Below are 23,406 nucleotides of genomic sequence, written 5' to 3'. Positions count from 1 at the left end.
CGCGCCGGCCGGACCAAGCCCGCCTGCCTGAAGGCCGCCAATCCTGGCGGCCTTTTTTGTTAGTAGTTGTCCATCGGGCACGCCCGGCCCCGCCGGTGCGCGTCGAGACCCACCTGGCCAATGGCCTGCCGGCGTTCACCATCGTCGGCATGGCCGACACCGGCGTGCGTGAAAGCCGCGAGCGCGTGCGCGCCGCCATCCTCAACAGCGGCTACGAGTTTCCCAACCGCCGCATCACTGTCAACCTGGCGCCGGCGGACCTGCCCAAGGAATCCGGCCGCTTCGTTATGGCGATCGCACTGGGCATCCTGGCCGCCAGCGGCCAGATCCCGTCCGAGGCGCTCGACGCCCATGAATATGCCGCCGAGCTGTCGCTGTCCGGCGAACTGCGCCCGGTGCGCGGCGCGCTCGCCATGGCGATGGGCCTGGCACGCGACAACGCCGCGCGCGCGGCCGCCGGCGAAGCGCCGCGCGCCTTCATGGTGGCGGCAGGCAACGGTGCCGAGGCCGCGCTGATCGAAGACCTCGCAGTACACGCCGCCGCCACGCTGCGCCAGGCGTGCGACCACCTCGCCCCCCTGCCCGACGCCCGCCTGCCCCGCGCCGCGCCTGCCCTGCTTTCCACGCCCGCCAGCGGCGGCCCCGACATGCGCGACGTGCGCGGCCAGATGCAGGCGCGCCGGGCGATGGAAGTCGCGGCGGCAGGCCAGCACTCCGCGCTGTTGGTTGGCCCGCCCGGCACCGGCAAGTCGATGCTGGCGCAACGGCTGCCGGGACTGCTGCCGCCGATGTCGCTGCAGGAAGCGCTGGAGTCGGCCGCGGTCATGAGCCTGACGCCAGGCGGCTTCCGCGCCGAACTATGGGCGCAGCGCCCCTGCCGCGCGCCGCACCACACCGCGTCCGGACCGGCGATGGTCGGCGGCGGCGGCAACCCGCGCCCAGGCGAGATCTCGCTGGCCCACCACGGCGTGCTGTTTCTCGACGAGCTTCCTGAATTCGACCGCCGGGTGCTTGAAGTCCTCCGCGAGCCGCTGGAATCCAGCCGCATCACCATCGCCCGCGCCGCCGGGCACGCCGACTTCCCGGCCTGCTTCCAGTTCATCGCGGCGATGAACCCGTGCCCTTGCGGCTACCTCGGCCACCCCGACCGCCCCTGCCGCTGCACGCCGGAGCAGGTGCGGCGCTACCAGTCGCGGATCTCCGGACCGATGCTGGACCGCATCGACCTGCAGGTGGAAGTTCCCGCGCAGGACCAGGGCGAAATGCTGGACGGCCCGCCCGGCGAACCCAGCGCCTCGGTACGCGTTCGCGTGCTGGCTGCGCGCGAGCGACAGCTTGCGCGCCAGGGCAAGCCCAACAGCGAGTTGGGCGGGCGGGAGATCGAGCTGCACAGCATGCTTGCGCCGCAGGCGCAGGCGCTGCTTCGGGGGGCAATGACGCGGCTGGCGTGGTCAGCGCGGTCGTATTTCCGGGTGCTGAAGGTGGCACGGATCATTGCGGATCTGGAGGGCGCCGACGTGCTGACCGTCGCGCATGTGGGCGAGGCGATCCAGTACCGGCGGGCGTTGCGGATGGCGGCTGGGTGAGCGCGGCGATTCAGACCATCAGCGCGGCCATCGTCGCCCGCGCCGCCGGGTCAAGCCCTGCCGGAACCTCCCCCCGCGCCAGGCATGCCTGCAGGTCCGCCCGCCAGCGCCAGCAGCGCGTCACGGATCGTGCGATCGATGCGCTGCCGCGTGAAATCCAGTTCGATGCCGGCCGCGTCCAGCCGCGCGTAGTCGCCGCGTCCCGGCTCGTGCAGCCGTTCGCGCAGATGCGGCTGCGGCCGCGCCGCTAGCGCGGCGAGCGTCCGCCATGCGGCGCGTTCGGTAAGCGGTGTCATGCCTCCTCCGACCATTGCATGCCCTCGCGCGCCATGAACGCCGACGATGCCGCCGGTCCCCACGTCCCCGCCGTATAGGGCCGTGGCCCTTCGTCCTGCTGGCGCCACGCTTCCAGGATCGGATCGACCCAGGTCCAGGCCGCCTGCAGTTCATCGCGCCGCACGAACAACGCCAGCCGCCCGCGGATCACGTCGAGCAGCAGGCGCTCGTAAGCCTCGGCGCGCCGCGTGGTGAAGGCCGAGTCGAGGTTCAGCGCCAGGCTCAGCGGCTTCAGCTTCATGCCCTCACCGGGCTGCTTGACCATCAGCGTGAGCCGCACCGACTCTTCCGGCTGCAGCCGGATCACCATGCGGTTGGGCTGCAACGTGCTGCCCGGATCGAAGATCGAATGCGGCACCTGGGCGAAGTTGATCACCACCTCGGTCACGCGCTCCTGCATGCGCTTGCCGGTGCGCAGGTAGAACGGCACCTTGTTCCAGCGCCACGTGCCCAGCTCGGCGCGCATCGCGACAAAGGTCTCGGTGCGGCTGTCGGGCGGGATGCCGTCTTCCTGCAGGTAGCCGCGCACCAGTTCGCCGGCGATGGCACCGGCGGTGTACTGGCCGCGCACCGTATTGCGGCGCACGTCCTCGGGCGACATCGGCCGCAGCGAGCGCAGCACCTTGAGTTTCTCGTCGCGCACGGCGTCGGAGTTGAGTGCCGCGGGCGGTTCCATCGCCAGGATGCTGACCAGTTGCAGCAGGTGGTTCTGGATCATGTCGCGCATCGCGCCGGCCTCATCGTAGAAGCCGCCGCGGCTGCCCACGCCCACGGTCTCGGCCACGGTGATCTGCACGCTGCAGACGAACGGCGTGCGCCACAGCGGCTCGAAGATCGAGTTGCCGAAGCGCAGCGCCAGCAGGTTCTGCACGGTCTCCTTGCCGAGGTAGTGGTCGATGCGGTAAGTGCGATCCTCGGTGAAATAGCGGTTCACCACTTCGCTGATGGCGATGGCCGAGGCCAGGTCCACGCCCAGCGGCTTTTCCAGCACCAGGCGCGTGTCGTCGGCGATCAGGCCGTGGCCCGCGAGGTTGTCGCAGGTGGCGGCGAACAGTCCCGGCGGCATCGCCATGTAGTAGATGCGCAGCGCCTCGTCGCGCAGCTTCTCCGCCAGCGCCTCATAGTCGGCCGGCTGCGACGCATCCAGGCGCACGAAGTCGAGCCGCTCCAGAAAAGTCTGCCACTTGGCCGCGTCGAGATAGCGCGCGTCCACGAACGGCTTCGCCTTCTCGTCGGCAAAACCGACAAAGGCCTCGCGGTCCCACGCGTGGCGGCCCACGCCGATGACCCGGGTGCCGTCGGGAAGGTTGCCGTCGCGATGGCACATGTAGAGCGAGGGCAGCAGCTTGCGCGCCGACAGGTCGCCGGCGCCGCCGAAGATGACGAGGTCCAGCGGCCGCGCGTCGGCACGGCCCAAAGAAGAGGCGGATCGGGTGGTTGGCATGGCGGACTCCTTGCTTGCCGGGTTGCCGGCGTGGGGCGTATTGGTTGTAATTGACGCGCGCAGCGGTTTCAGCGCGTCTCAGTCACCTTGCGCAGGTATTGCGGCTGGTCGGGGTTGCGGCCGCGCGCCAGGGCCAGCGCCTGCGCGGCGACGTAGAAGCTCTGGATCGCGGCGATCGGGTCGAGCAGCGGATGGCCGGCCGTCACCAGCGGCAATTCCACCGCCAGATTCGCATCCTCCGTGCCAGGCGGCGCGGCCAGCAGCACGCGCGCGCCGCGGGCGCGCATCTCCGCCGCCAGCGCCAGCAGCCCGGCCTGTTCCGGCCCACGCGGCGCGAATACCAGCAGCGGATAGCCGTCGCCGATAATCTCCATCGGGCCGTGCCGCACTTCCGCACCGGAAAACGCCTCGGCCTGGATGCCGGAGGTTTCCTTCAGCTTGAGCGCGGCCTCCTGCGCGATTGCCAGCCCTGCGCCGCGGCCCAGTACGATCATGCGCTGCGCGCCGCGCAACGCGGGCACCAGCGGCATCCAGTCCTGCGCGGCGGCCTCGCGCAACACCGCGGGCAGCCCCTCGCAGGCCGCGACCAGTTCGCGCTCGCCGGTGCGCGCCGCTTCGAGATGGCCGACCAGCAAAGCCGAGATCGACAGCATGGCGATATAGCTCTTGGTCGCCGCTACGCTCTGCTCGGGCCCGGCACGCAGGGGCAACTCGTGCGCGCACGCCTGCGCCAGCGGCGAGTCCGGGGCGTTGACCAGCGCCAGCGTGGTGGCGCCGCCGTCGCGCAGCGCCTGCATGGTCTCGACCAGGTCCGGGCTGCGTCCCGACTGCGAGAAAGCCACCGCCAGTTGCCCCGCGACGCGCAGCGAGCTGCCATGCAGCGTGACCGTCGACATCGGCAGCGAGGCCACCGGCACGCCCAGGCGGCGGGTCACCAGCGCGGCGAAGTAGCTGGCGGCATGGTCCGAGCTGCCACGCGCCACGGTCAGTACCGCGGGCCACGGCTGCGCGGCCAGTTCCGCCGCCAGCGCGGCCACGCGCGGCGCATCGGCCAGCTGCGCGGCCACCACGCCCGGCGCGCTCAGCGCCTCTTCAAGCATTCTCGACACAACACTCTCCTTCGACATAGACGGTATGTACCGACAGCGAGCGGTCCAGCACCACCATATCGGCCCAGCAGCCGGCAGCCAGCATGCCGCGGTTGGAAAGGCCCAGGTATTGGGATGGATACAGCGACACGCGCCGCGAAGCCTCGGCCAGTTCCAGCCCGATCGCGACAAAGTTGCGCAGCGCCTGGTCCATGGTCAGCACGCTGCCGGCCAGCGTGCCGTCGGCCAGCCGCACGCTGCCGTCCGACTTGTAGACGGTCTGGCTGCCCAGGTGGTACACGCCATCGGGCATGCCGGCCGCGGCGGTGGCATCGGTCACCGCGTACAGGCGCGGTATTGCGCGCAGCGCCGCGCGGATGGCGCCGGGATGCACGTGCAGCAGGTCGGGGATCAGCTCGGCGAACTCGGCGTGCGCCAGCGCCGCGGCCACCATGCCGGGCGCGCGATGCTGCAGCGGCGTCATCGCGTTGAACAGGTGGGTGAAGCCGCTGGCGCCGGCCTCCAGCGCCGCCACCGCGTCTTCATAGGTGCCCAGCGTATGGCCCAGCTGCACGCGCACGCCGCGCGCGGCCAGCGCGCGGATGATGTCGAGGTGGCCCGGCAGTTCGGGCGCCAGCGTCACCACCTTCAGCGGCGCCGCGCCCAGGTACTGCTCCAGTTCTTCCTGCGTGGCGATGGCTGACGTGTCGGGTTGCGCGCCAAGCTTGCCGGGGTTGATATATGGCCCTTCCAGGTGGACACCGAGCATCCGCGCCGCGCCGCGCGGGCGTTGCGCGCAGGCGCGGCCCAGCGCCTGCAGTGCCGGCAGCAGCACGTCGTGCGGCGCCGTCATGGTGCTGCCCAGCAGGCTGGTGGTGCCAAAGCGCACATGCGCGCGCAGGATCACCGGCACCGCCGCCTCGCCGTCCATGAAGTCCTTGCCGCCGCCGCCGTGGTTGAGCAGGTCGACAAACCCCGGCAGCACGTACGGGGCATCGTTGCCGTCGGGCGTGGCGGGCACGCCCTCGATGCGCGCGATGCGTCCGTCCGGGCCGGCGTGGATCTCGCCCAAGACCCAGCCGGCGGGCGTCAGGATGTTTCCTTTCATGGCATCACTCTCCACTTCCGCAACATCGCCGGCACGCCCCCATCAGAACAGGTGGATGATGCCGGCGTACGCGCCCTGCTGGTTCGCCCCCGCGCGCGGCATGGTTGTCCGGCGAGGCCTCGACCGAAAAGGTGGCGTTGCGCGAGTTGAACACCGAGGCGACCGTGCCGTAGAGCGAGGTGCGCTTCGACAAGTCATACTTTGCGCCCAGTGTGACAAGCGTGCCATGCCCGCCGCTTTTGTTTAGGGTGGCGTAATAGACACCGGACAGCAGCGTAAGCGCCGGCAGCACGCGGTGGTTGGCGCCGATCCACGCCATCTGGCTGCGCGTGGCCGCATACGGGATCTCGGGCGTGGCCACGGTATCGCCCGACGACACGGTCAGGTTGTAGCCGGCGAACAGGCGCAGGTTGTTGAGCGCATAGCTGCCACCCAGCGTGTACTGGCGCGAATTGACATAAAGGTTGTTCATGCGGCCCTGGTCGTCGCGCAGTTCTTCGTAGATGCCGGTGAGGTTGAAGTTGCCCTGCGCGTACTTGAGTGCCGCGCTCAGCTGCTTGCCGCTGTTGAAGCTGCCGGCCTCGCCGTTGCTGCCGGCCTGCGCGCGCACGCTCAGCCCGCTCCACACCGGCGAGTTGTAGGTCACGGCATTGGGACGCGAGCCCCAGTTGCGGCCATAGACCAGCGTGGCCACCGAGCTGGCCTGCAGGCCCATCGGGTCGATCGCGCCGCTCTCGTCATCGGTCAGGCGCATGGCGCGCCCGAGCAGCAGCGTGCCCCAGTCGTTGCCGGCCAGGCCCACTTGCGCACGGCGGTTGAACAGCGGATCGGAGCGGCCAGTGCCGGAAGTGATCATGCCCTCCAGGTTGAACACCGCGTGCATGCCGCCGCCCAGGTCCTCGGCGCCGCGCATGCCCCAGAAGCTGACCCCATACTGATTGCTGCCGAAGCGGAAGGTATCGACATCGCCGCCGGGTCGGGCAATGCCGTTGACATAGTCGAGGCCGGCCACGGCGCGGCCATACAGGGTGATGCCGGTGGGACTGGCGGCTTGCGCGCAGGCGCTGCCAGCCGACGCCGCGAGCAGCGTCGTCAGTGCAATGCGTTTCACGATCAATTGGCTCCTTGATGGGTAGGCGGTCGCCATCGGCGCTGTCGTTGTGATCGCGCTGGCTGCCGATGGCGGTGTTCGACCGCAGCCGCGCACGGCTGCGGCGGCGGGGGTCAGGTCGGCACGGCGGCTTGCAGTGCGCGCTGGAATGCGGCGGCGGGTCCGTTGGCGGACTGGCCGAAGGCGATATGCGCGGTGTCGTCGCCGGCCCACATCAGCTGGCTGCCGGCGGGGCTGGCCAACTGCCCGGCGCGCACGCGGGCGCGCTCGCGCACCACCACGCGCAGCCGCATCTGCGCGACCACGCCGACCGAGGCGATATTGGCGGCGCCGCCCAGCGTGTCGAGCCACCAGTCGGGATCGAAGCTTGCCGGCGATGTCGCTTGCGTGGGGGCGGTCTCGACAGCCGCACTCTCCCCTTGCTGAGTCCGGAGCCGAAGCCGGCGCGGCTGGACAACTTCAGCGAGCTGGCGCGCCGGCGCGGCATGACGCCGGCCAGCGAACTGGTGGCGTTCGAGCGCCGCCGCGCCACGCCGCAGGAAGCCGCGGCTCTGGCGTTGCAGGAAGGGGAAGAGATTGTCAGGCTGACCCTGCTGCGCAAGGCCGACGGCCAGACCTACTGGATGGATGTGACCACGCTGGCGCTGGCGGTGCTGCCGGACGCCAGCGCCATCGGCGAGTCGCTCTACGCCTACCTGGAACGGATTGGCAAGCCGGTGCTGCGCGTCACCGAGAAGCTACGCGCCATCGTCGCCAGCGACGAACTGGCGGCACGCCTGAACATCGCCCCGGGCGAGCCGCTGCTGCATATCCTGCGCACCGACTACACCCACGGCGACAAGCCGGTCGAGCTGACCGACGGCTATTGCCTGAACGATTTCTACGAGTTGAAGCAATAGCGCCCGGCGACTGGAGGCTCCACCGGCGGCGGGGTCGGGTCTTCCTCGGGCGGCAATGGCAGGTCGGGAGGCACGCCCGGCGGCGACGGCTCTTCCGACGGTGGCACGGTATGGCGCGGCAGCGCGTGCGCGCCATGGGGGTTCAGCGAGGCTGGCATGCGGGGTCTCCGTGGCCGGGGTTCCTCCTCATTGAAGCAAACCCGGCCGGTGGGCGCCAGTGCCGTCGCGCAGCCTTGCCGGGGCGAGCGCCTCAGGCGTGGTGCCGGCGCACGAAGAACAGCGCCGCGCCCACCGCCATCAGCACGCTGCCGAAGAAGCGGTTCTGCCAGCGCACCGCGCGCGCATTGCGGAACAGCCCTTGCATACGCGAGGCCAGCAGCGCATAGCCGTGCATCACGATCAGGTCAACGCCGCACATGGTGGCGGCCAGGATCGCCAGCTGCGGCGCCAGCGCATGGTTGGGATTGATAAACTGCGGCAGCACCGCGACCATGAAGATGATGCCCTTGGGATTGGTCACATTGGTCAGCAGGCCAGTGGCAAAGCGCCGGCGCGGGCTCATCACGGCCACGCGCGCGGGGCCGGCATCCGCTGCCGAGCCCTCGCTGCTCTCCACTTTCGCGCGCCACTGCTGCACGCCCAGGTAGATCAGGTACAGGGCGCCGACGGTCTTGACCACCATGAAGGCCTGCTCCGAAGCCAGCAGCAGCGCGCCCAGCCCGCCCCCAGCCACCAGCAGCACGATCACCAGCCCGCTCTGCAGGCCAAAGATGGTGGTGCTGGTCTTGCGCAAGCCGTACGACAGCCCGTGGCTCATCGACAGCACCGCCCCCGATCCCGGCGACACGGCGATCACCCAGCACGCCGCGAAATAAGCCAGCCAGACTTCCCAACGCATTACGACTCTCCTTTGACGACAACCCTGTCGCTGCCCCATGTTGCCGGCAACGGCTGAAAAAAACGAACATTTCCTTCGGCGCGGCGCTCGCTGTCAGAGCGGGTGGAAGCCGGTCAGGAACTGCTCCACCTGCTCGGCCTGGCGCAGATCGCGCGCCGCATCGCCCGCCTCCAGCACCACGGCCTGGTACGCACGGATACCCACGGCCACCAGCCGGGCGGTCAGCCGCCGCGGCGACTGGTCCTGCGGCGACACGCCGCTGGCCTGCACTTCCACGCCTTCGAGCGGACGGCCCGGGCGGTCCGCGGTCATGATCGTGACCGGACGGGTGCGCGCGGGCTCGCCCGACGGCGTGCCGAGGTTGGCCAGCAAGCCAGTCTGCATCGCGGCCAGCGCCTCGCGCCGCAGCTCGGGATCGTCGGCGGGCAGCGTGACCACGCCGACGGCGAACAGCGTATCGTCGACCCGCGCGGCTTCCATCGTCATCGGCAGCTTGCGGCCGGCGATGGTCACGTCGCGTGCGGCGCTGGTTGGCTTGCCGGGATAGAGCGCGGCGTAGCCGCCTTCGCCGGACTGGATGGTGCGCCAGTCATAGCGCGGCGAGCAGGCGCACAGGACCAGCGCCAGCAGCGCGGCGGCGCACGACGACATCAAGGGCTTGCGGGCGGCGGCGGGAAGGCTCGGCGGGGGCGGCACAGGACGCATGGGGGAGCGATTGCGGACAGCGCGCACAGGCCGGGGCGGCTCTCGGGGGCTGCCGTCGCCTGCGGGCGGAAACCGGTATTATCCCGGAAGCGGCCCGCCAGTGCTTGCCGCGCCGCTCCATTGCCCCCGACACCTTTGCCCGACGCTTTCGCCATGCCCGCCAACATCGCCCTCCGCGCATCCGCCAGGCTTTGCCGCTGCTGGCTGGCCGCGTGCGCGTTGATGGCCGCAACCGGCGTGCAGGCCGCGGCAGGGTCGGCGCACCTGTCTCCGGCCACCGACCTGGCCGCCCACGGCGCCGAAGCCGCGCGCCGCGGCGAGCCGGTGGTGGTGCTGGTGTCGATGCCGGGCTGCAGTTATTGCGAGACCGTGCGCCGCAACTACCTCGGACCGCAGGCTGCCGCCGGCGAGATCGCCGTGGTGCGCGAACTCGACCTGACTGCCGACACGCCGCTGCGCGATGCCGACGGCAACCTGACCACCGCACGCGCCTGGGCGCGGGCGCACCAGGTGCGCGTGGCGCCCACGGTACTGTTCCTCGACCGGCAGGGCCGCGCCGCCGCCCCGTCGCTGCGCGGCATGCAGCCGGACTTCTACGGCGCCTACCTGGAACAGGCACTGGACCAGGCACGCGCCGCCGTCGCCACCCGGCGCTGATGCGGTTGCGGCAGATTGCCGCAGCCACGCCGCGCGCAGCGCCCGGGCGCCAGCGGCATTAGAATGTCCCATTGCCGATCGAATCCGCCTGACCGCATCCCATGACGACTTCCCCTCCCGCCGCCAGACCCGCCCGCAAGCCCTGGCCCATCGTCGCGGCCGTTGTCGTACTCGCGCTGCTGGGCTGGTTCGGCTACCGCGCGCTTTCGCCGGCCAATGCGGCGCCGGCGGCCACCTTCACGCTGCTGTCGGGCGAAAAGGTCAGCACCGCCGACCTGAAGGGCAAGGTCTACATGGTCAACTTCTGGGCCACCAGCTGCGCCACCTGCGTCAAGGAAATGCCCGACATGGTCAAGACCTACGAGCAGTTCAAGGACAAGGGCCTGGAATTCGTCGCCGTGGCGATGAACTACGATCCGCCGATGTACGTGGTGAACTACGCCAAGACGCGCGCCCTGCCGTTCAAGGTGGCGATGGATTCGGACGGCAGCGCGGCCAAGGCCTTTGGCAATGTGCAGCTGACGCCTACCACCTTCGTGGTCGACAAGGACGGCCGCATCCTGAAGCGCTATGTGGGCGAGCCCGAGTGGGATGCGCTGCACAAGCTGCTGGACGGGGCCCTGGCAAAGTCTGCGTAACGCTACCGCCTGCAACGGCCGCGAAAAGGTGCTCATCGAGCACCTTTTTTCTTTTTCGATGCCAGCTCAGGCGTTCCCAAGCTTGCGCAGCCGGCCTGTATGGATATACAGTTAGCGCCAGCTTTTTCCCAGCCTTTCCATCCTGGTGGCGATCCGTGCGCATGCGCGGGCCGCGCCCTGCCCGACCCTCGAGCCCTGCCTGTGTCACTGGATCTTGCCCCTGCTTCGAACCTTGCGGACCTCGCGGCCCCGGAAGCCGATGCGGCCCCCGCCTACCTCTCCCGGCTCAACCCGGAGCAGCGCGCCGCGGTCCAGCACGGCAGCGGCGCGCCGCTGCTGATCATCGCCGGCGCCGGCTCGGGCAAGACCAATACGCTGGCGCACCGCGTGGCCCACCTGGTGCTGGGCGGCGCCGACCCGCGCCGCATCCTGCTGCTGACCTTCTCGCGCCGCGCCGCCGCCGAGATGGGCCGCCGGGTCGAACGCATCGTCGACCAGGCGCTCGGCACCCAGACCGGCGCCGGGCGTGCCGCGCTGCAGTGGTCCGGCACCTTCCACGCCATCGGCGCGCGCCTGCTGCGCGAATACGCCGAGACGCTGGGCCTGTCGCCCGCCTTCACCATCAGCGACCGTGGCGATTCGGCCGACCTGATGCACGTGGTGCGCCACGACCTGGGCCTGTCCGAAACCGCCAGCCGCTTCCCCAAGAAGGAAACCTGCCTGGCGATCTACTCGCGCGTGGTCAACACGCAGGCGCCGCTGGAAGACGTGCTCAAGCAGCAGTTCCCGCGCTACGCGATGTGGGCCGATGCGCTGCGCACGCTCTTTGCCGGCTATGTCGAGGCCAAGCAGAAGCAGCACGTGCTCGACTACGACGACCTGCTGCTGTACTGGGCGCAGGCGATGGCCGAGCCCACCATCGCGCAGGACATGGGCGCGCGTTTCGACCATATCCTGGTCGACGAATACCAGGACACCAACGCGCTGCAGGCATCGATCCTGCTGGCCATGCGCCCCGATGGCCGCAGCCTGACCGTGGTGGGCGACGACGCGCAGTCGATCTACGCCTTCCGCGGCGCCACCGTGCGCAATATCCTCGATTTCCCGCAGCAGTTCACGCCGGCGGCGCAGCAGGTCACGCTATCGCAGAACTACCGTTCGACGCAGCCGATCCTGCAGGCCGCCAACGCGGTGATCGGGCTGGCTGCGGAGCGCTATACCAAGGATTTGTGGTCCGACCGCGCCTCGGCGGAAAAGCCCGGCGTGATCGTCGTCAACGATGAGGCCGACCAGGCCCGCTACGTGGTCGAGCAGGTGCTGGCGCGGCGCGAGGCCGGGCTGGCGCTGATGGCGCAGGCTGTGTTGTTCCGTGCCGCCGACCACAGCGCGCAGGTCGAGATCGAGCTGGCGCGGCGCAATATCCCGTTCGTGAAGTTCGGCGGGCTGAAATTCCTGGAATCGACGCACGTGAAGGATGTGCTGGCCGTGGTGCGCTGGCTGGAAAACCCGCGCGACCGCATGGCAGGCTTCCGCACGCTGCAGCTGCTGCCCGGCATCGGCCCCAAGACCGCGGCACGCGTGCTCGATGCGCTGGCGCTGGCCACCGAGCCGCTGTTCTCGCTGGAAGCATTCGAGCCCCCGCCTGCTGCCGCGCCGGCGTGGGCCGACCTGCTGGCGCTGGCGCGCGCGCTGATGGCGCCGACCTCGCCATGGCCGTCGGAATTCGAGCAGGTGCTGGCCTGGTACGCGCCGCACCTGGAACGCCTGCATGACGATGCCGCCGCGCGCCAGGCCGACCTGCAGCAGCTCGAGCGCATCGCCGCCACCTATGGGGCGCGTGAGCGCTTCCTGACTGAATTGACGCTGGATCCGCCAAGCGCGTCGAGTGATGAGTCTGGCGTGCCCTCGCGCGACGAGGACTACCTGATCCTGTCGACCATCCACTCGGCCAAGGGGCAGGAGTGGAAGGCGGTGTATGTGCTCAATGCGGTGGACGGCTGCATGCCGTCCGACCTGGCAACGGGTACGACCGAGGAGATCGAGGAAGAACGGCGGCTGATGTACGTGGCGATGACGCGGGCCAAGGACCATCTCGACATCGTCGTGCCGCAGCGTTTCTATGTGCACCAGCAGGTGGGCTTTGGCGACCGGCATGTTTATGCGTCGCGCACGCGTTTTTTGCCTAATCGCGTGATGCCGAACTTCCACAGCCGTGCGTGGCCGCCGCCGCCGATGCCGGGGGAGGGGCCGGTCAAGCCGGCGTTGGCGCCGGTGGATCTGGCTAGCAGAATGCGGAATATGTGGCGCTGACCTGCGCCACGCGTCGACTTAAGCCACCTTCTCCAGCAGCAATCCCTTCAGGTACTCCCCTTCCGGGAACGCCGCCAGCATCGGGTGATCGGTCCCCGCCGACAGCCTGCGCAGGATGCGCGCATCGGCACGCGCATCGGTAACCGCGCCCGCCACGATCTTCTGGAACAACTCCATGCTGATCGCACCCGAGCAAGAGTACGTGAACAGCAACCCGCCCGGCCGCAGCAGCTGCATGCCGACCAGGTTGATCTCCTTGTAGGCGCGCGCGGCGCGGTCGATATGCTGCGCCGACGGCGCGAACTTGGGCGGGTCCAGCACGATCAGGTCGAACTGGCGGCCCTCGGCGCGGAATTCGCGCAGCGTCTTGAACACGTCGGCATCGAGCCAGGTAGCACGCTCTGGATCGAAGCCGTTGAGCGCGACATTGCCCGCGGCGATCTTCAGCGCCTCGCCCGACGAATCGATCGAGGTCACCGATGTCGCGCCGCCGCGCAGTGCGGCCAGCGAGAAGCCACCGGTGTAGCAGAAGCAGTTCAGCACTTCGCGGCCTTCGGCCAGGTCGCCGACCAGCTTGCGGTTGTCGCGCTGGTCGACGTAGAAGCCGGTCTTGTGGCCGCTGCGCACATCGACGTAGTAGCGCACGCCATGCTCGGTCACCGACAGCGCCGGATCCGGCTCGGCGCCGGCCAGCACGCCCGTCACCAGCTCCAGCCCTTCGCGCTGGCGCACGGCGGCGTCGGAGCGCTCGTAGACGTTGGGGCAGCCGGTTTCCTTCACCAGCGCCTGCACGATCGCGGCCTTCCAGTGCTCCACGCCCGCGGAATTGAACTGACACACCAGTTGGCCCTGCGCGCCGTTGCCGTAGTAGTCGACGATCAGGCCGGGCAGCCGGTCCGACTCGCCGAAGATCAGGCGCACCGCATCGCTGTCCTTCACCCATTGCTGCCGGTACGCGATCGCCGCGGCCACGCGGCGCTTGAACAGGGCGTGGTCGACCGGCTCGTTCTCGTCGAAGGTCCACACGCGCGCGCGGATCTGCGATTCGGGGCTGTAGGCAGCCTTGGCCAGGAAGCGGCCGTCGGCGGCGCGCACGGTCACGGTGGCGCCCGGCTCGCAGCGGCCTTCGGTGGTGGCGATGCCGGTGGCATAGATCCACGGGTGACGGCGCAGCAGGGATTTTTCCTTGCCGGGTTTCAGGGTGATGGTGTTCATGTCGGTATGGGGAAACAGCAGGCCCGCGGCAGCAGAGGCTGGCGAGAATGCGTCAAGGCGACACCCCTCTCCCGCGCGCGGGAGAGGGGAGAAAACAAAGCGGGAACGAAGCGTTAAAGCACCACCTTCACCATCGGATGCGCAGTCAGCGCCCGATACAAATCATCAAGCTGCTCACGGCTGGTCACCCAGACCGTCACGGTCAGGCCCAGGTAATTGCCATTGCGCGACGGGCGCATCTCCATCTTGCCCGCATGGAAGTCAGGATCGAACTCCTGCACCAGCGTAACGATGGCCTCGGCAAAGCCGTCCTGCATCGAGCCCATCACCTTGATCGGGAAGTGGCTCGGGTATTCGATCAGCGACTGCTCCGGCGGGATATCGCCGGGCTTGCTGCCGCTGCCCTGGTTGTCGGCTGTCATGTCGGATTCTCCGGCGCGGCCCGGCACGCTGCATGGCGCGCCGGGCCCCGCGCATTCAGGTCACTTGCGCTTGAACCACAGGCGGATGGTGTCCCACAGGCGGCCGAAGAAGCCGGCCTCGGGCACGTCTTCCAGCGCCACCACCGGGAACTCCGCCACCTTGTTGGCACCGTCCATCAGCTTGACCATGCCCACCTGCTGGCCCGCCGCGATCGGCGCGATCAGCAGTTCCTGGCGCTCCAGCACCGGCTTCAGGCGGCCACCGGTGCCCTTGGGCACGGTGACGAAGGTCTCTTCCTGCACGCCGATCTTGACCGCGCCGTTCTTGCCCTTGTAGATCTCCGGCGTGGCCAGCACCTGGCCCTTGTCGTACAGGCGCAGCGTGTCGAAGAACTGGAAGCCGTAGTTGAGGACCTTCAGGCTTTCCTGCGTGCGCACCTGTTCGGTGGTGGTGCCGATCACGATGGAGATCAGGCGGCGCGAGCCGTTGGGCACGTTGGCCAGCGGCCGCTTGGCCGACGAGATCAGGCAGTAGCCGGCGGACTTGGTGTGGCCGGTCTTGACGCCGTCCACGGTCGGGTCGATATACAGCAGGCGGTTGCGGTTGGGCTGCCTGATCTTGTTATAGGTGAACTCCTTCTGCGAGTACATGCTGTAGTACTCGGGGAAGTCCTTGATCAGGCGCGTGGTCAGCGTGGCCAGGTCGACCGCGGTGGTGTAGTGGTTCGGGTCGGGGATGCCGTCGGTGTTGGTGAAGTGGGTGTTCTTCATGCCCATGCGCTGGGCCTCGCGGTTCATCATCGCGACGAAGCCCTCTTCCGAGCCGCCCACGGCCTCGGCCAGCGCCAGCGCGGCGTCGTTGCCCGACTGCACGATCAGGCCCAGCAGCAGGTCCTGCACGCTGACCGGCTTGTTGGGCTCGATGAACATGCGCGACTCGTCGCTTTTGACCTTGAGCACCAGGTTGGTCGGCACCACGGTCTGTTCCAGCGTCAGGCGCTTTTCCTTGAGTGCCTCGAACGCCAGGTAGGCGGTCATCAGCTTGGTCAGCGAGGCCGGCTCGATGCGCGCATCGGCGTTCTGCGACGCCAGGGCCTGGCCGCTGGTCACGTCATACAGCATCCACGACTTGGCTGCGACCTGCGGCATCGGCACGCCCTGCGCAAGGACGGCGGCAGGCGCGGCGGCCAGCGCAACGGCCGCGACGATGGCGGCGGGTGCAAAAGCGGACGAAAGACGTGTCGTGGCTCTATTCAGCATTGTTTCAGTTTCCGACAAGAAAGGGATCGTGCGGGACATGCGGTGCAGCGGCGCGAAACGGCCAGCGTTACCGGTCCCACGCGTTGACGACGAGCTGCTTGATCAGGTGCAGCTTGCGGTGAAAGAAATGGTCGGCGCCGGGGATCACGATCACCGGCAGCTCCTGCGGGCGGGCCCAGTCGAACACGCTCGCGAGCGGCACGGTGTCATCCTGCTCGCCGTGGATGACAATGGTGTCGGCCGGCACCTCGGCCACTTGCCAGCGGCTGGCGGCGGTGCCTACCAGCACCAGGCGTTGCGCGGGCGTGCCGGCTTCGGCGAGACGGCGCGCCACGTGCGTGGTGACGAAGCTGCCGAACGAGAAGCCGCCCAATGCCAGCGGCAGCGTGGCGGCCTGCGCCGACCATGCGGTCTGCTCGCGCATCCACGCGATCACGGCGAGCTGGTCGTCCTGCTCGCCGATGCCGTTGTCATGTTCGCCGGCGGTGCCGCCCACGCCGCGGAAGTTCGGGCGCACCGTGGCGTAGCCCAGCTGCACGAAGGCGCGCGCCAGCGTCTGCGCGACCTTGTTGTCCTTGGTGCCACCAAAGAGCGGATGCGGGTGCGCCACCAGCGCCAGGCCGCGCGGCTCTCCCTGGGGCAGGTCCACCGAAAGATCGATCGCACCGGCGGGACCGGCAATGGAGAGTACCTGGGTATGCGCGTTCATGATGGGCGGTCAGGATGGCGAGGAACTGGCTGGCTCAGGCCCGGAATCGTCCGGGGCAAAAAATGAAAAAACCGTCCGGCTGGCGGGCGGCGAGGTAAGACTTCAAACGTGGACTTCAGCTCGACGCCAAGTCCGTAAAACAACAATGCGGCGGCCGGCGCAGCGTTTGCCGCGCCGGCCGCCGCCGGCATGCGTGTCCGTTCAGCGATCCACCATCAGCCGCTCCACCGGCTTGCCGTTGAGCAGGTGGCTGTCGATGATTTCATCGATGTCGTGCTCGTCGACAAAGGTGTACCAGATGGCTTCGGGGTAGACCACCAGCACCGGGCCGAGTTCACAGCGGTTCAGGCAGCCCGCCTTGTTGATGCGCACGCGGCCTTCGCCACCGGCGATGCCCAGTTCCTTGCAACGCTTCTTGGCGTATTCCTGCATCGCCTTGGCGTTGTGGTTGGCGCAGCAGTCCTCGCCGGCGTCGCGCTGGTTCAGGCAGAAGAAGACGTGATGCTGGTAGTAGCTGCTCATGCGTGCGGTGTGCGGTGAGAAAAGCGGGCCCCGGACAAGGGTCGGCCGGATGGCATTGGAACGGAAGCTCGGAATTATACGGCGTCGCGGGGGTGTAGCCGCGCATCCGGCAGGCCTGCGCCGCTATCGTCGTCGCCAATCCGCACCCACCGGGTGGCGCCTCGCGCACCTTGCGCGGATTCGGCGTTCCGAATCCCCGGAGACGCGCAGTCCGGATTTCCGGAATCCCGGAGGCCGGGCGCCTCCGCAAGACCCGTGTTTCCTTGTGAATCAGGCAGTTAGCCACACCGGTTGGACTGGCATGTCGATTGCGAATCCACGTCCCGAACGCGCCGCAACCGTGACGGCGCGCCACCCCGGCCACCACCGCGCCGGGTACGGTCAAAACCGAGGACGACATCATGAAGAAACCCTTCTACAAGATCCTGTACGTGCAGGTGCTGTTCGCCATCCTGGTCGGCATCCTGCTCGGCCATTTCGTGCCCGACACCGGCGTGGCCATGAAGCCGCTGGGCGATGGCTTTATCAAGCTGATCAAGATGATCATCGGCCCGATCATCTTCTGTACCGTGGTGACCGGCATGGCCGGCATGAGCGACATGAAGAAGGTCGGCCGCGTCGGCGGCAAGGCGCTGCTGTACTTCGAGGTGGTGTCGACCTTCGCGTTGCTGATCGGCCTGGGCGCCGCGCACCTGCTCAAGCCGGGCGTGGGCTTCAATATCGACCCGTCGACGCTGGACACCAAGGCCATCGCGCAATACGTGTCCAAGGCGCACGGCCAGAGCACGGTCGAGTTCTTCATGCACATCATCCCGGACACGGTCTTCAGCGCCTTTGCCAACGGTGACATCCTGCAGATCCTGCTGGTGTCGCTGTTCTTCGGCACCGCGCTGGCGGTGATCGGCGAGCGCGCGCGCATCGTGGTGGATCTGATCGAGCAGCTCTCCAGGGTGTTCTTCCATATCGTCCACGTGATCACCAAGGTCGCGCCGATCGGCGCCTTCGGCGCGATGGCGTTCACCATCGGCAAGTACGGCCTGGGCTCGCTGGTGCCGCTGCTCAAGCTGATCGGCACCTTCTACTTCACGGCCATCATCTTCGTGCTGGTGGTGCTGGGCTCGATCGCGCGCATGACCGGCTTCAGCATCGTGCGCTTTATCTCGTACATCAAGGAAGAGCTGCTGATCGTGCTGGGCACCAGCTCGTCGGAAGCCGCGCTGCCGCACATGATGGAGAAGCTGGAGAAGCTGGGCTGCTCCAAGTCGGTGGTGGGCCTGGTCGTGCCGACCGGCTATTCGTTCAACCTGGACGGCACCAACATCTACATGACGATGGCGGTGATCTTTATCGCGCAGGCCACCGGCATCGAACTGACGCTGTTGCAACAGCTGACCATCCTGGCGGTGGCGATGATCACCTCCAAGGGCGCCAGCGGCGTGACCGGCTCGGGCTTTATCACGCTGGCGGCGACGCTGGCGGTGGTGCCGACCATCCCGGTCGCGGGCATGGTGCTGATCCTGGGCATCGACCGCTTCATGAGCGAATGCCGCGCGCTGACCAACATCATCGGCAACGGCGTGGCCACGGTGGTGGTGTCGGCCTGGGAACGCGAGCTGGACCGCAAGCGCATGGCCCGCGTGCTGCAAGGCGGCAGCGACGATGTGGCGGATCTTGCCGACGTCGGCCAGGGCGCCCGCTAAGCGCGCCACCGCTGTGCGGGCGGCTGCCCCGGCCGCCCGCCAGCGAGTATCATCGGCGCGACAGCCCTCGCGCGCGCCGATGCCCCACTCCGACGACTTTCTCGCCGTGCATGACCCCGCCGCCACCCGTCCGGCCCACGCGCCGGACGCCGGCAGCGGCCGGTGGTGGGGCTTTGCCGTGCTGCTCGCCACCGGCCTGCTGCTGCTGTGCGGGCTGACCTGGCTGGTCTCGGTCCAGCGCGGCCTGGCAAGCCTGCAGCAAAGCACCGCCACGCGTGCCGACCGCTACGCCGCCACGCTTGAAAGCACCCTCGACCGCTACGAATTCCTGCCCGCACTGGTGTCGCTGCACCCCTTCGTGCGCGGGCTGCTCGAATCCCCTAACGACCCGGACCGCGTCGCCGCCGCCAACCAATACCTGGCGGAGGTCAACCGCCGCGCGCACGCGTCCGCCACCTATGTGATCGCCGCCAACGGCATCGCGCTGGCGGCCAGCAACCACGGCCAGCCCGGCAGCTTCGTCGGCACCGACTACCGCTTCCGCCCCTATTTCCAGATCGCCTCGGGCGGCAAGCTGGGGCGCTTCTATGCCATCGGCATCACCAGCGACGAGCCCGGCTACTACATCGCACAGCCGGTCGAGTCCGGCGGCAAGGTGATCGGCGTGACCGTGGTCAAGCTCAACCTGGAGTGGTTCCAGCGCGCCGGCAGCGGCGCCGAGCCGCTGATGGTCAGCGACGACAACGGCGTGATCTTCCTGTCGTCGGTCCCGGCATGGCAGTACCGCACGCTGCGCCCGCTGGCGCCAGCGCTGCAGGCTGAGCTGGAGAATACGCGCCAGTACCACGGCCGCGCGGTGACGCCGCTGCCGCTGGAGCCGCTCACCTCCCCGGTCACGCGCTGGCTGGCCGACACCACGCTGGACGCCGGCGCGCGGCTGGTGCGCGTGCGCAACGACGCACCCACGACCAAAACCACATTCGCCCCCGACGGCGCCGAGCGCGCCGACCGCTACCTCGAACTCGGCCGCACCGTGGGCCCCGCCGGCTGGACCATGCAGGTGATGGCGCCGCTGGAACCGGTGCTGGCCAATGCGCGCAACGCCACCGTGGCCGCCGCGCTGGCCTACGCCTGCATCTGCCTGCTGCTGGTCAACTGGCGCCAGCGCCGCCAGCGCGCGCGCGACATGCTGTACAGCCGCCGCCTGCTGGAGGCCGCCTACGACGAGCTGGAACGCCGCGTGGAAGCGCGCACCGCCGACCTGATGGCCATCAACGAGAAGCTGGAAGAACAGGTGGCCGAGCGCACCCGCGCCGAAAGCGAGCTGCGCGCGGCCCAGGACGAACTGGTGCAGGCCAGCAAGCTGGCCGCGCTGGGGCAGATGGCGGCGGGCATCACACATGAGCTGAACCAGCCGCTGGCGGCGCTGCGCACCTTCTCCGACAACACCCGCGTGCTGCTGGAGCGCGGGCAGCTTGCCGCCGCCGAAGGCAACCTCACCGCGATCGCCGACCTGACCGAGCGCATGGGCAAGATCACCAGCCAGCTCAAGCTGTTTGCCGGCAAGGCACGGCCGGTGCGACGTCCGGTGGTGGTGCGCGCGGCGGTCGATCACGTGCTGGCACTGCTGGCGCCGCGGCTGGCCACAGTGACGGTCAGCGTCACCGGATTGGATGATGTGCCGGGGCTGGCGGTGCGTGCCGACGAACTGAAGCTCGAGCAGGTACTGCTGAACCTGCTGGGCAACGCGCTCGACGCCATCGCCACGGCGGCGCCGCAGCAAGGCCGCATCGAACTCGACGTGCAGGCCGACGGCCAAGCCGTCATCATCATCGTGCGCGACAACGGCACCGGCATTGCGCCGGAAGCGCTGCCACGCCTGTTCGAACCTTTCTTCACCACCAAGGAAACCGGGCAAGGCCTGGGGCTGGGGCTGGCGATCTCTTCGTCGATCGTGCGCGAGTTCGGCGGCCAGCTCAGCGTGGCCAACGTCCCCGGCGGCGGCGGCGCGCAGTTCGCGCTGGTGCTGGCGCGCGCGCCGGCCAGCGATGCCGCCGATCCCGTGCGTACGGTTTCCGCACCCCAATGAGTATTGCCATGCAAGACGGTCTGCGTGTCCTGTTTGTCGAAGACGAGCCGCTGGTACGCCAGGCCACCGCGCAGAGCCTGGAGCTGGCCGGCTTCTCCGTGCTGGCGCTGCCCTCGGCCGAAGCCGCCCTTCCCCACCTGCACGGCGCCTTTCCCGGCGTGGTGGTGACCGACGTGCGCCTGCCCGGCGCCAGCGGCCTGGACCTGCTGCAGCACTGCCGCAACGCCGCGCCGGGCGTGCCGGTGGTGCTGGTGACCGGCCACGGCGACATCACCATGGCCGTGCAGGCCATGCGCGAGGGCGCCTACGACTTTATCGAGAAACCCTTCGGCGCCGACCGCCTGACCGACACCGTGCGCCGCGCGCTGGAACGGCGCGCGCTGGAGCTGGAAAACCAGGCGCTGCGCCGCGAACTGGCCGGCCCTGCCGCGGGCACCCGCATCATCGGCCGCTCTCCCGCGATCGAGCAGGTGCGCGCGCTGGTGGCCAACGTCGCGCCCACCGACGTGCCGGTGATGATCAACGGCGAGACCGGCACCGGCAAGGAACTGGTGGCGCGCAGCCTGCACGCGCTGTCCGGCCGCGCCGAGGGCCCCTTTATTGCGCTGAACTGCGGCGCGGTACCCGAAGCGATCTTCGAGAGCGAGATGTTCGGCCACGAGGCCGGCGCCTTCACCGGCGCGGGCAAGCGCCGCGTCGGCAAGCTCGAACACGCGTCCGGCGGCACGCTCTTCCTCGACGAGATCGAAAGCATGCCGCTGGCGCTGCAGGTCAAACTGCTGCGCGTGCTGCAGGAAGGCACGCTGGAGCGGCTGGGCTCAAACGCCTCGATCAAGATCGACGTGCGCATCGTGGCTGCGGCCAAGGGCGACATGGACGCGCTGGTGGCACAAGGCACCTTCCGCGAAGACCTCTACTACCGCCTGAACGTGGTCACCATCGCGCTGCCGCCGCTGCGCGAGCGGCGCGAGGACATCGTGGCGCTGTTCGAGCATTTCATGCTGGTGGCCGCGGTGCGCTACCAGCGGCCGGCGCCGATCCTGTCCGAGGCGCAGCGCCAGGCGCTGGCGCAGCGGCCGTGGCCGGGCAATGTGCGCGAGCTGCGCAACGCCGCTGACCGGCTGGTGCTGGGTGTGCCCGAGGGCGGGCAAGCCGGCGCGCAGGGTGCCGCGCCCGACGAGACCACCCCGCTGCGCGAACGGATGGAGCACTACGAGCGCGCAGTGATCGCCGATGCGCTGGCGCGTACCGGCGGCGCGGTGAGTCAGGCAGCCGACTTGCTGCAGGTCGGCAAGGCCACGCTGTACGACAAGATCAAGCGCTACGGGCTCTGAGGCCGGCCCCTGTCACGCCGCTTTCACCACTCTGCCATGCAGGCGTCACATTGGCTGCCTATCCTTCGCATGCGGTTGCGGCATTGGCAGGTGCCCGCCGTCTGTATCAATCTTCGTGGTAATTGATGGCCCCGCGGTGTCGCGGGGCATTTTTTTTGGCTGACGCAAGCTTCACACTGGCCACACATTGCCCTCACCCCGGCTGGCCACACTGGAGACTCTCAATCTCCGGGACCTGCCATGCCCCTCTTCGACTATGACGTCGTCGTCGCCGGCGCCAGCTTCGCCGGCGCTGCCTGCGCCCTTGCCGCCGCGCGCGCCGGCCTGCGCGTGCTGGTGCTCGAACGCAAGGACGATCCGGGCGACAAGCTCCACACCACCGGCATCCTGGTCAAGGAAGCCATCGAACGAACCTGGCTGGGACGCGCTCCCACCGACTGCGTGCACCGTGTGGAGCGCGTGCGGCTGTACTCGCCCCGGCTGCGCAGCATCGACCTGAGCGCACCGGGCTACTACTTCCACACCACCGATACGCCCAGGCTGATGCGCTGGCTCGCGGCCAAGCTGGTGCGGCATGGCGTGGAGCTGCGGCTCGGGCAGGCGTTCGTCGGCGCGGTGCCGCGCAACGGCGGCTGGCATGTGTCCGGCGTGGGCAATACGCGCTACCTCATCGGCGCGGATGGCGCGAAGTCGCGCGTGGCGCAGTGTGCCGGGCTGGGACGGGTGGAGAGCTTCCTGTACGGCGTTGAATACGAGTTCCCCGGCCTGTCACTGCCCGAACCCGGCGCGCTGCACTGCTTCCTCACCCGCCGCTTCGCGCCCGGCTATATCGGCTGGATCGCGCAGAACCCCACCGGCGTGCAGGCCGGCCTGGCGCTGCGCCATCTGCCGCGGCGCGGCCGCGCGCCGGATCTCGACGGGCTGCTGGCGCATGTGCGCGAACGCGCCGGGCTGCCGGAGCTGGCACGGCCGGCAGCGACGCGCGCGGGCCTGATCCCGTGCGGCGGCGGCCCGGCCTTTCCGCTCGCACGCGACGGCGTGATCCTGACCGGCGATGCCGCCGGCATCGTCTCGCCGGTCACTGCGGGCGGTATCCACTACGCCTTTGCCCATGGCGAGTCGGTCGGCCGTGCCATCGCCGGGCACCTGCTGCGCGGCGGCCCGGCGCCGGAAGCCGTCGCCACTGCCAGCGCGCCGCGCTTTCGCGCCAAACGCGCGTTGCGCTGGATGTTCGATCGCTTCCAGTGCGACTGGCCCTTCGACCTGCTGCTGTATTCGTCCCCGCTGCGCTGGGCGGCCGAGCAGATCTACTTCCACAAGCGTCGCGGCGACAAGCCCGCGCCGCCGCCGCGCACGGCGGTCAGCCTGGACTAGA

General features: G+C 69.1%; 23 protein-coding genes. 9 read left to right on the top strand and 14 right to left on the bottom strand.

All coding sequences use genetic code 11. From position 1 onward, the window contains the following. Nucleotides 1-56: 56 nt before the first annotated feature. Nucleotides 57-1,586, top strand: a complete 1,530-nt coding sequence (locus AC10V3_RS01430; protein WP_490922987.1) for a YifB family Mg chelatase-like AAA ATPase — start codon at nt 57-59, stop codon at nt 1,584-1,586. A 50-nt stretch (nt 1,587-1,636) separates the two neighbouring features. On the opposite strand, the gene AC10V3_RS01425 is transcribed toward AC10V3_RS01430, so the two are convergent. The 6 genes from AC10V3_RS01425 to AC10V3_RS01400 form a co-directional block, all read right to left on the bottom strand. Then, nucleotides 1,637-1,882 (bottom strand): hypothetical protein, encoded by a 246-nt coding sequence (locus AC10V3_RS01425; RefSeq protein WP_022533390.1) that lies wholly within the window; start codon nt 1,880-1,882, stop codon nt 1,637-1,639. Beyond that, nucleotides 1,879-3,366 (bottom strand): glucose-6-phosphate dehydrogenase, encoded by a 1,488-nt coding sequence (gene zwf / locus AC10V3_RS01420; protein ID WP_022533389.1) that lies wholly within the window; start codon nt 3,364-3,366, stop codon nt 1,879-1,881. The genes AC10V3_RS01425 and zwf overlap by 4 nt, the downstream gene beginning before the upstream one ends. A gap of 68 nt (nt 3,367-3,434) precedes the next feature. Continuing rightward, nucleotides 3,435-4,466, bottom strand: coding sequence for an SIS domain-containing protein (locus tag AC10V3_RS01415; RefSeq protein ID WP_022533388.1), 1,032 nt, complete (start codon nt 4,464-4,466; stop codon nt 3,435-3,437). Next, nucleotides 4,459-5,562: an N-acetylglucosamine-6-phosphate deacetylase gene (gene nagA / locus AC10V3_RS01410; protein WP_022533387.1), complete on the bottom strand. Its 1,104-nt coding sequence runs from the start codon at nt 5,560-5,562 to the stop codon at nt 4,459-4,461. Before nagA ends, AC10V3_RS01415 begins: the two co-directional genes overlap by 8 nt. Before the next feature lie 4 nt (nt 5,563-5,566). Continuing rightward, nucleotides 5,567-6,673, bottom strand: a complete 1,107-nt coding sequence (locus tag AC10V3_RS01405) for a porin (RefSeq protein WP_349605410.1) — start codon at nt 6,671-6,673, stop codon at nt 5,567-5,569. Nucleotides 6,674-6,786: 113 nt separating this feature from the next. Continuing rightward, complete coding sequence (locus tag AC10V3_RS01400; protein WP_022533385.1) at nt 6,787-6,978, bottom strand: hypothetical protein; 192 nt, start codon at nt 6,976-6,978, stop codon at nt 6,787-6,789. A 114-nt stretch (nt 6,979-7,092) separates the two neighbouring features. On the opposite strand from AC10V3_RS01400, the gene AC10V3_RS01395 reads away from it, so the two are divergent. Then, nucleotides 7,093-7,572 carry a GntR family transcriptional regulator gene (locus AC10V3_RS01395; protein ID WP_490922985.1) on the top strand — a complete coding sequence of 160 codons (480 nt, stop codon included), beginning with the start codon at nt 7,093-7,095 and terminating at the stop codon, nt 7,570-7,572. Here AC10V3_RS01395 and AC10V3_RS01390 read toward each other — a convergent pair. From AC10V3_RS01390 to AC10V3_RS01380, 3 genes are all read right to left on the bottom strand, one after another. Next, nucleotides 7,554-7,730, bottom strand: coding sequence for a hypothetical protein (locus tag AC10V3_RS01390; protein WP_022533383.1), 177 nt, complete (start codon nt 7,728-7,730; stop codon nt 7,554-7,556). The two genes, AC10V3_RS01395 and AC10V3_RS01390, sit on opposite strands and share 19 nt — an antisense overlap. Before the next feature lie 92 nt (nt 7,731-7,822). After that, nucleotides 7,823-8,470 (bottom strand): LysE family transporter, encoded by a 648-nt coding sequence (locus AC10V3_RS01385; protein ID WP_022533382.1) that lies wholly within the window; start codon nt 8,468-8,470, stop codon nt 7,823-7,825. 93 nt (nt 8,471-8,563) lie between these two features. Beyond that, complete coding sequence (locus AC10V3_RS01380; protein ID WP_490922983.1) at nt 8,564-9,175, bottom strand: hypothetical protein; 612 nt, start codon at nt 9,173-9,175, stop codon at nt 8,564-8,566. Nucleotides 9,176-9,328: 153 nt separating this feature from the next. Between AC10V3_RS01380 and AC10V3_RS01375 the strand changes: the two genes are divergently transcribed. The 3 genes from AC10V3_RS01375 (at nt 9,329) to AC10V3_RS01365 (ending at nt 12,780) form a co-directional block, all read left to right on the top strand. Beyond that, nucleotides 9,329-9,832 (top strand): SoxW family protein, encoded by a 504-nt coding sequence (locus tag AC10V3_RS01375; RefSeq protein WP_022533380.1) that lies wholly within the window; start codon nt 9,329-9,331, stop codon nt 9,830-9,832. Nucleotides 9,833-9,933: 101 nt separating this feature from the next. Beyond that, nucleotides 9,934-10,470 (top strand): TlpA disulfide reductase family protein, encoded by a 537-nt coding sequence (locus AC10V3_RS01370; protein ID WP_022533379.1) that lies wholly within the window; start codon nt 9,934-9,936, stop codon nt 10,468-10,470. A gap of 201 nt (nt 10,471-10,671) precedes the next feature. Further along, nucleotides 10,672-12,780: an ATP-dependent helicase gene (locus tag AC10V3_RS01365; protein WP_374063638.1), complete on the top strand. Its 2,109-nt coding sequence runs from the start codon at nt 10,672-10,674 to the stop codon at nt 12,778-12,780. A gap of 18 nt (nt 12,781-12,798) precedes the next feature. On the opposite strand, the gene AC10V3_RS01360 is transcribed toward AC10V3_RS01365, so the two are convergent. The 5 genes from AC10V3_RS01360 to AC10V3_RS01340 form a co-directional block, all read right to left on the bottom strand. Further along, the gene (locus AC10V3_RS01360) at nt 12,799-13,995 is read right to left on the bottom strand and encodes a class I SAM-dependent rRNA methyltransferase (protein WP_022533377.1); all 1,197 of its coding nucleotides are present in this window, start codon (nt 13,993-13,995) and stop codon (nt 12,799-12,801) included. A gap of 113 nt (nt 13,996-14,108) precedes the next feature. Beyond that, nucleotides 14,109-14,417 (bottom strand): HP0495 family protein, encoded by a 309-nt coding sequence (locus AC10V3_RS01355; RefSeq protein WP_022533376.1) that lies wholly within the window; start codon nt 14,415-14,417, stop codon nt 14,109-14,111. Nucleotides 14,418-14,477: 60 nt separating this feature from the next. After that, nucleotides 14,478-15,677: a D-alanyl-D-alanine carboxypeptidase family protein gene (locus AC10V3_RS01350; RefSeq protein WP_022533375.1), complete on the bottom strand. Its 1,200-nt coding sequence runs from the start codon at nt 15,675-15,677 to the stop codon at nt 14,478-14,480. A 67-nt stretch (nt 15,678-15,744) separates the two neighbouring features. Beyond that, nucleotides 15,745-16,386 carry an alpha/beta hydrolase gene (locus tag AC10V3_RS01345; protein WP_022533374.1) on the bottom strand — a complete coding sequence of 214 codons (642 nt, stop codon included), beginning with the start codon at nt 16,384-16,386 and terminating at the stop codon, nt 15,745-15,747. Nucleotides 16,387-16,587: 201 nt separating this feature from the next. Continuing rightward, nucleotides 16,588-16,908 carry a (2Fe-2S) ferredoxin domain-containing protein gene (locus AC10V3_RS01340; RefSeq protein WP_022533373.1) on the bottom strand — a complete coding sequence of 107 codons (321 nt, stop codon included), beginning with the start codon at nt 16,906-16,908 and terminating at the stop codon, nt 16,588-16,590. A gap of 401 nt (nt 16,909-17,309) precedes the next feature. Here AC10V3_RS01340 and AC10V3_RS01335 point away from each other — a divergent pair, with 401 nt between their 5' ends. From AC10V3_RS01335 to AC10V3_RS01320, 4 genes are all read left to right on the top strand, one after another. Continuing rightward, nucleotides 17,310-18,608 carry a dicarboxylate/amino acid:cation symporter gene (locus AC10V3_RS01335; protein WP_022533372.1) on the top strand — a complete coding sequence of 433 codons (1,299 nt, stop codon included), beginning with the start codon at nt 17,310-17,312 and terminating at the stop codon, nt 18,606-18,608. A gap of 79 nt (nt 18,609-18,687) precedes the next feature. Continuing rightward, nucleotides 18,688-20,697 carry a sensor histidine kinase gene (locus tag AC10V3_RS01330; protein ID WP_022533371.1) on the top strand — a complete coding sequence of 670 codons (2,010 nt, stop codon included), beginning with the start codon at nt 18,688-18,690 and terminating at the stop codon, nt 20,695-20,697. An 8-nt stretch (nt 20,698-20,705) separates the two neighbouring features. Next, nucleotides 20,706-22,031: a sigma-54-dependent transcriptional regulator gene (locus tag AC10V3_RS01325; RefSeq protein ID WP_022533370.1), complete on the top strand. Its 1,326-nt coding sequence runs from the start codon at nt 20,706-20,708 to the stop codon at nt 22,029-22,031. A 240-nt stretch (nt 22,032-22,271) separates the two neighbouring features. After that, nucleotides 22,272-23,405: an NAD(P)/FAD-dependent oxidoreductase gene (locus AC10V3_RS01320; protein WP_022533369.1), complete on the top strand. Its 1,134-nt coding sequence runs from the start codon at nt 22,272-22,274 to the stop codon at nt 23,403-23,405. Nucleotide 23,406 lies beyond the last annotated feature (1 nt).

The organism is Cupriavidus sp. PB-02 (assembly GCF_058252315.1).
Note: the sequence above shows the minus strand (reverse complement) of the source record. Positions and strands in the feature narration are given on the sequence as shown.

What these genes read in the sequence shown, in the direction of transcription:
- AC10V3_RS01390 (WP_022533383.1), bottom strand. Translation starts at nt 7,730, where the DNA reads ATGCCAGCCTCGCTGAACCCCCATGGCGCGCACGCGCTGCCGCGCCAT.
- AC10V3_RS01350 (WP_022533375.1), bottom strand. Translation starts at nt 15,677, where the DNA reads ATGCTGAATAGAGCCACGACACGTCTTTCGTCCGCTTTTGCACCCGCC.
- AC10V3_RS01415 (WP_022533388.1), bottom strand. Translation starts at nt 4,466, where the DNA reads ATGCTTGAAGAGGCGCTGAGCGCGCCGGGCGTGGTGGCCGCGCAGCTG.
- AC10V3_RS01340 (WP_022533373.1), bottom strand. Translation starts at nt 16,908, where the DNA reads ATGAGCAGCTACTACCAGCATCACGTCTTCTTCTGCCTGAACCAGCGC.
- AC10V3_RS01335 (WP_022533372.1), top strand. Translation starts at nt 17,310, where the DNA reads ATGAAGAAACCCTTCTACAAGATCCTGTACGTGCAGGTGCTGTTCGCC.
- AC10V3_RS01355 (WP_022533376.1), bottom strand. Translation starts at nt 14,417, where the DNA reads ATGACAGCCGACAACCAGGGCAGCGGCAGCAAGCCCGGCGATATCCCG.
- AC10V3_RS01385 (WP_022533382.1), bottom strand. Translation starts at nt 8,470, where the DNA reads ATGCGTTGGGAAGTCTGGCTGGCTTATTTCGCGGCGTGCTGGGTGATC.
- AC10V3_RS01320 (WP_022533369.1), top strand. Translation starts at nt 22,272, where the DNA reads ATGCCCCTCTTCGACTATGACGTCGTCGTCGCCGGCGCCAGCTTCGCC.
- AC10V3_RS01375 (WP_022533380.1), top strand. Translation starts at nt 9,329, where the DNA reads ATGCCCGCCAACATCGCCCTCCGCGCATCCGCCAGGCTTTGCCGCTGC.
- AC10V3_RS01360 (WP_022533377.1), bottom strand. Translation starts at nt 13,995, where the DNA reads ATGAACACCATCACCCTGAAACCCGGCAAGGAAAAATCCCTGCTGCGC.
- AC10V3_RS01425 (WP_022533390.1), bottom strand. Translation starts at nt 1,882, where the DNA reads ATGACACCGCTTACCGAACGCGCCGCATGGCGGACGCTCGCCGCGCTA.
- nagA (WP_022533387.1), bottom strand. Translation starts at nt 5,562, where the DNA reads ATGAAAGGAAACATCCTGACGCCCGCCGGCTGGGTCTTGGGCGAGATC.
- AC10V3_RS01325 (WP_022533370.1), top strand. Translation starts at nt 20,706, where the DNA reads ATGCAAGACGGTCTGCGTGTCCTGTTTGTCGAAGACGAGCCGCTGGTA.
- AC10V3_RS01330 (WP_022533371.1), top strand. Translation starts at nt 18,688, where the DNA reads ATGCCCCACTCCGACGACTTTCTCGCCGTGCATGACCCCGCCGCCACC.
- AC10V3_RS01370 (WP_022533379.1), top strand. Translation starts at nt 9,934, where the DNA reads ATGACGACTTCCCCTCCCGCCGCCAGACCCGCCCGCAAGCCCTGGCCC.
- zwf (WP_022533389.1), bottom strand. Translation starts at nt 3,366, where the DNA reads ATGCCAACCACCCGATCCGCCTCTTCTTTGGGCCGTGCCGACGCGCGG.
- AC10V3_RS01345 (WP_022533374.1), bottom strand. Translation starts at nt 16,386, where the DNA reads ATGAACGCGCATACCCAGGTACTCTCCATTGCCGGTCCCGCCGGTGCG.
- AC10V3_RS01380 (WP_490922983.1), bottom strand. Translation starts at nt 9,175, where the DNA reads ATGCGTCCTGTGCCGCCCCCGCCGAGCCTTCCCGCCGCCGCCCGCAAG.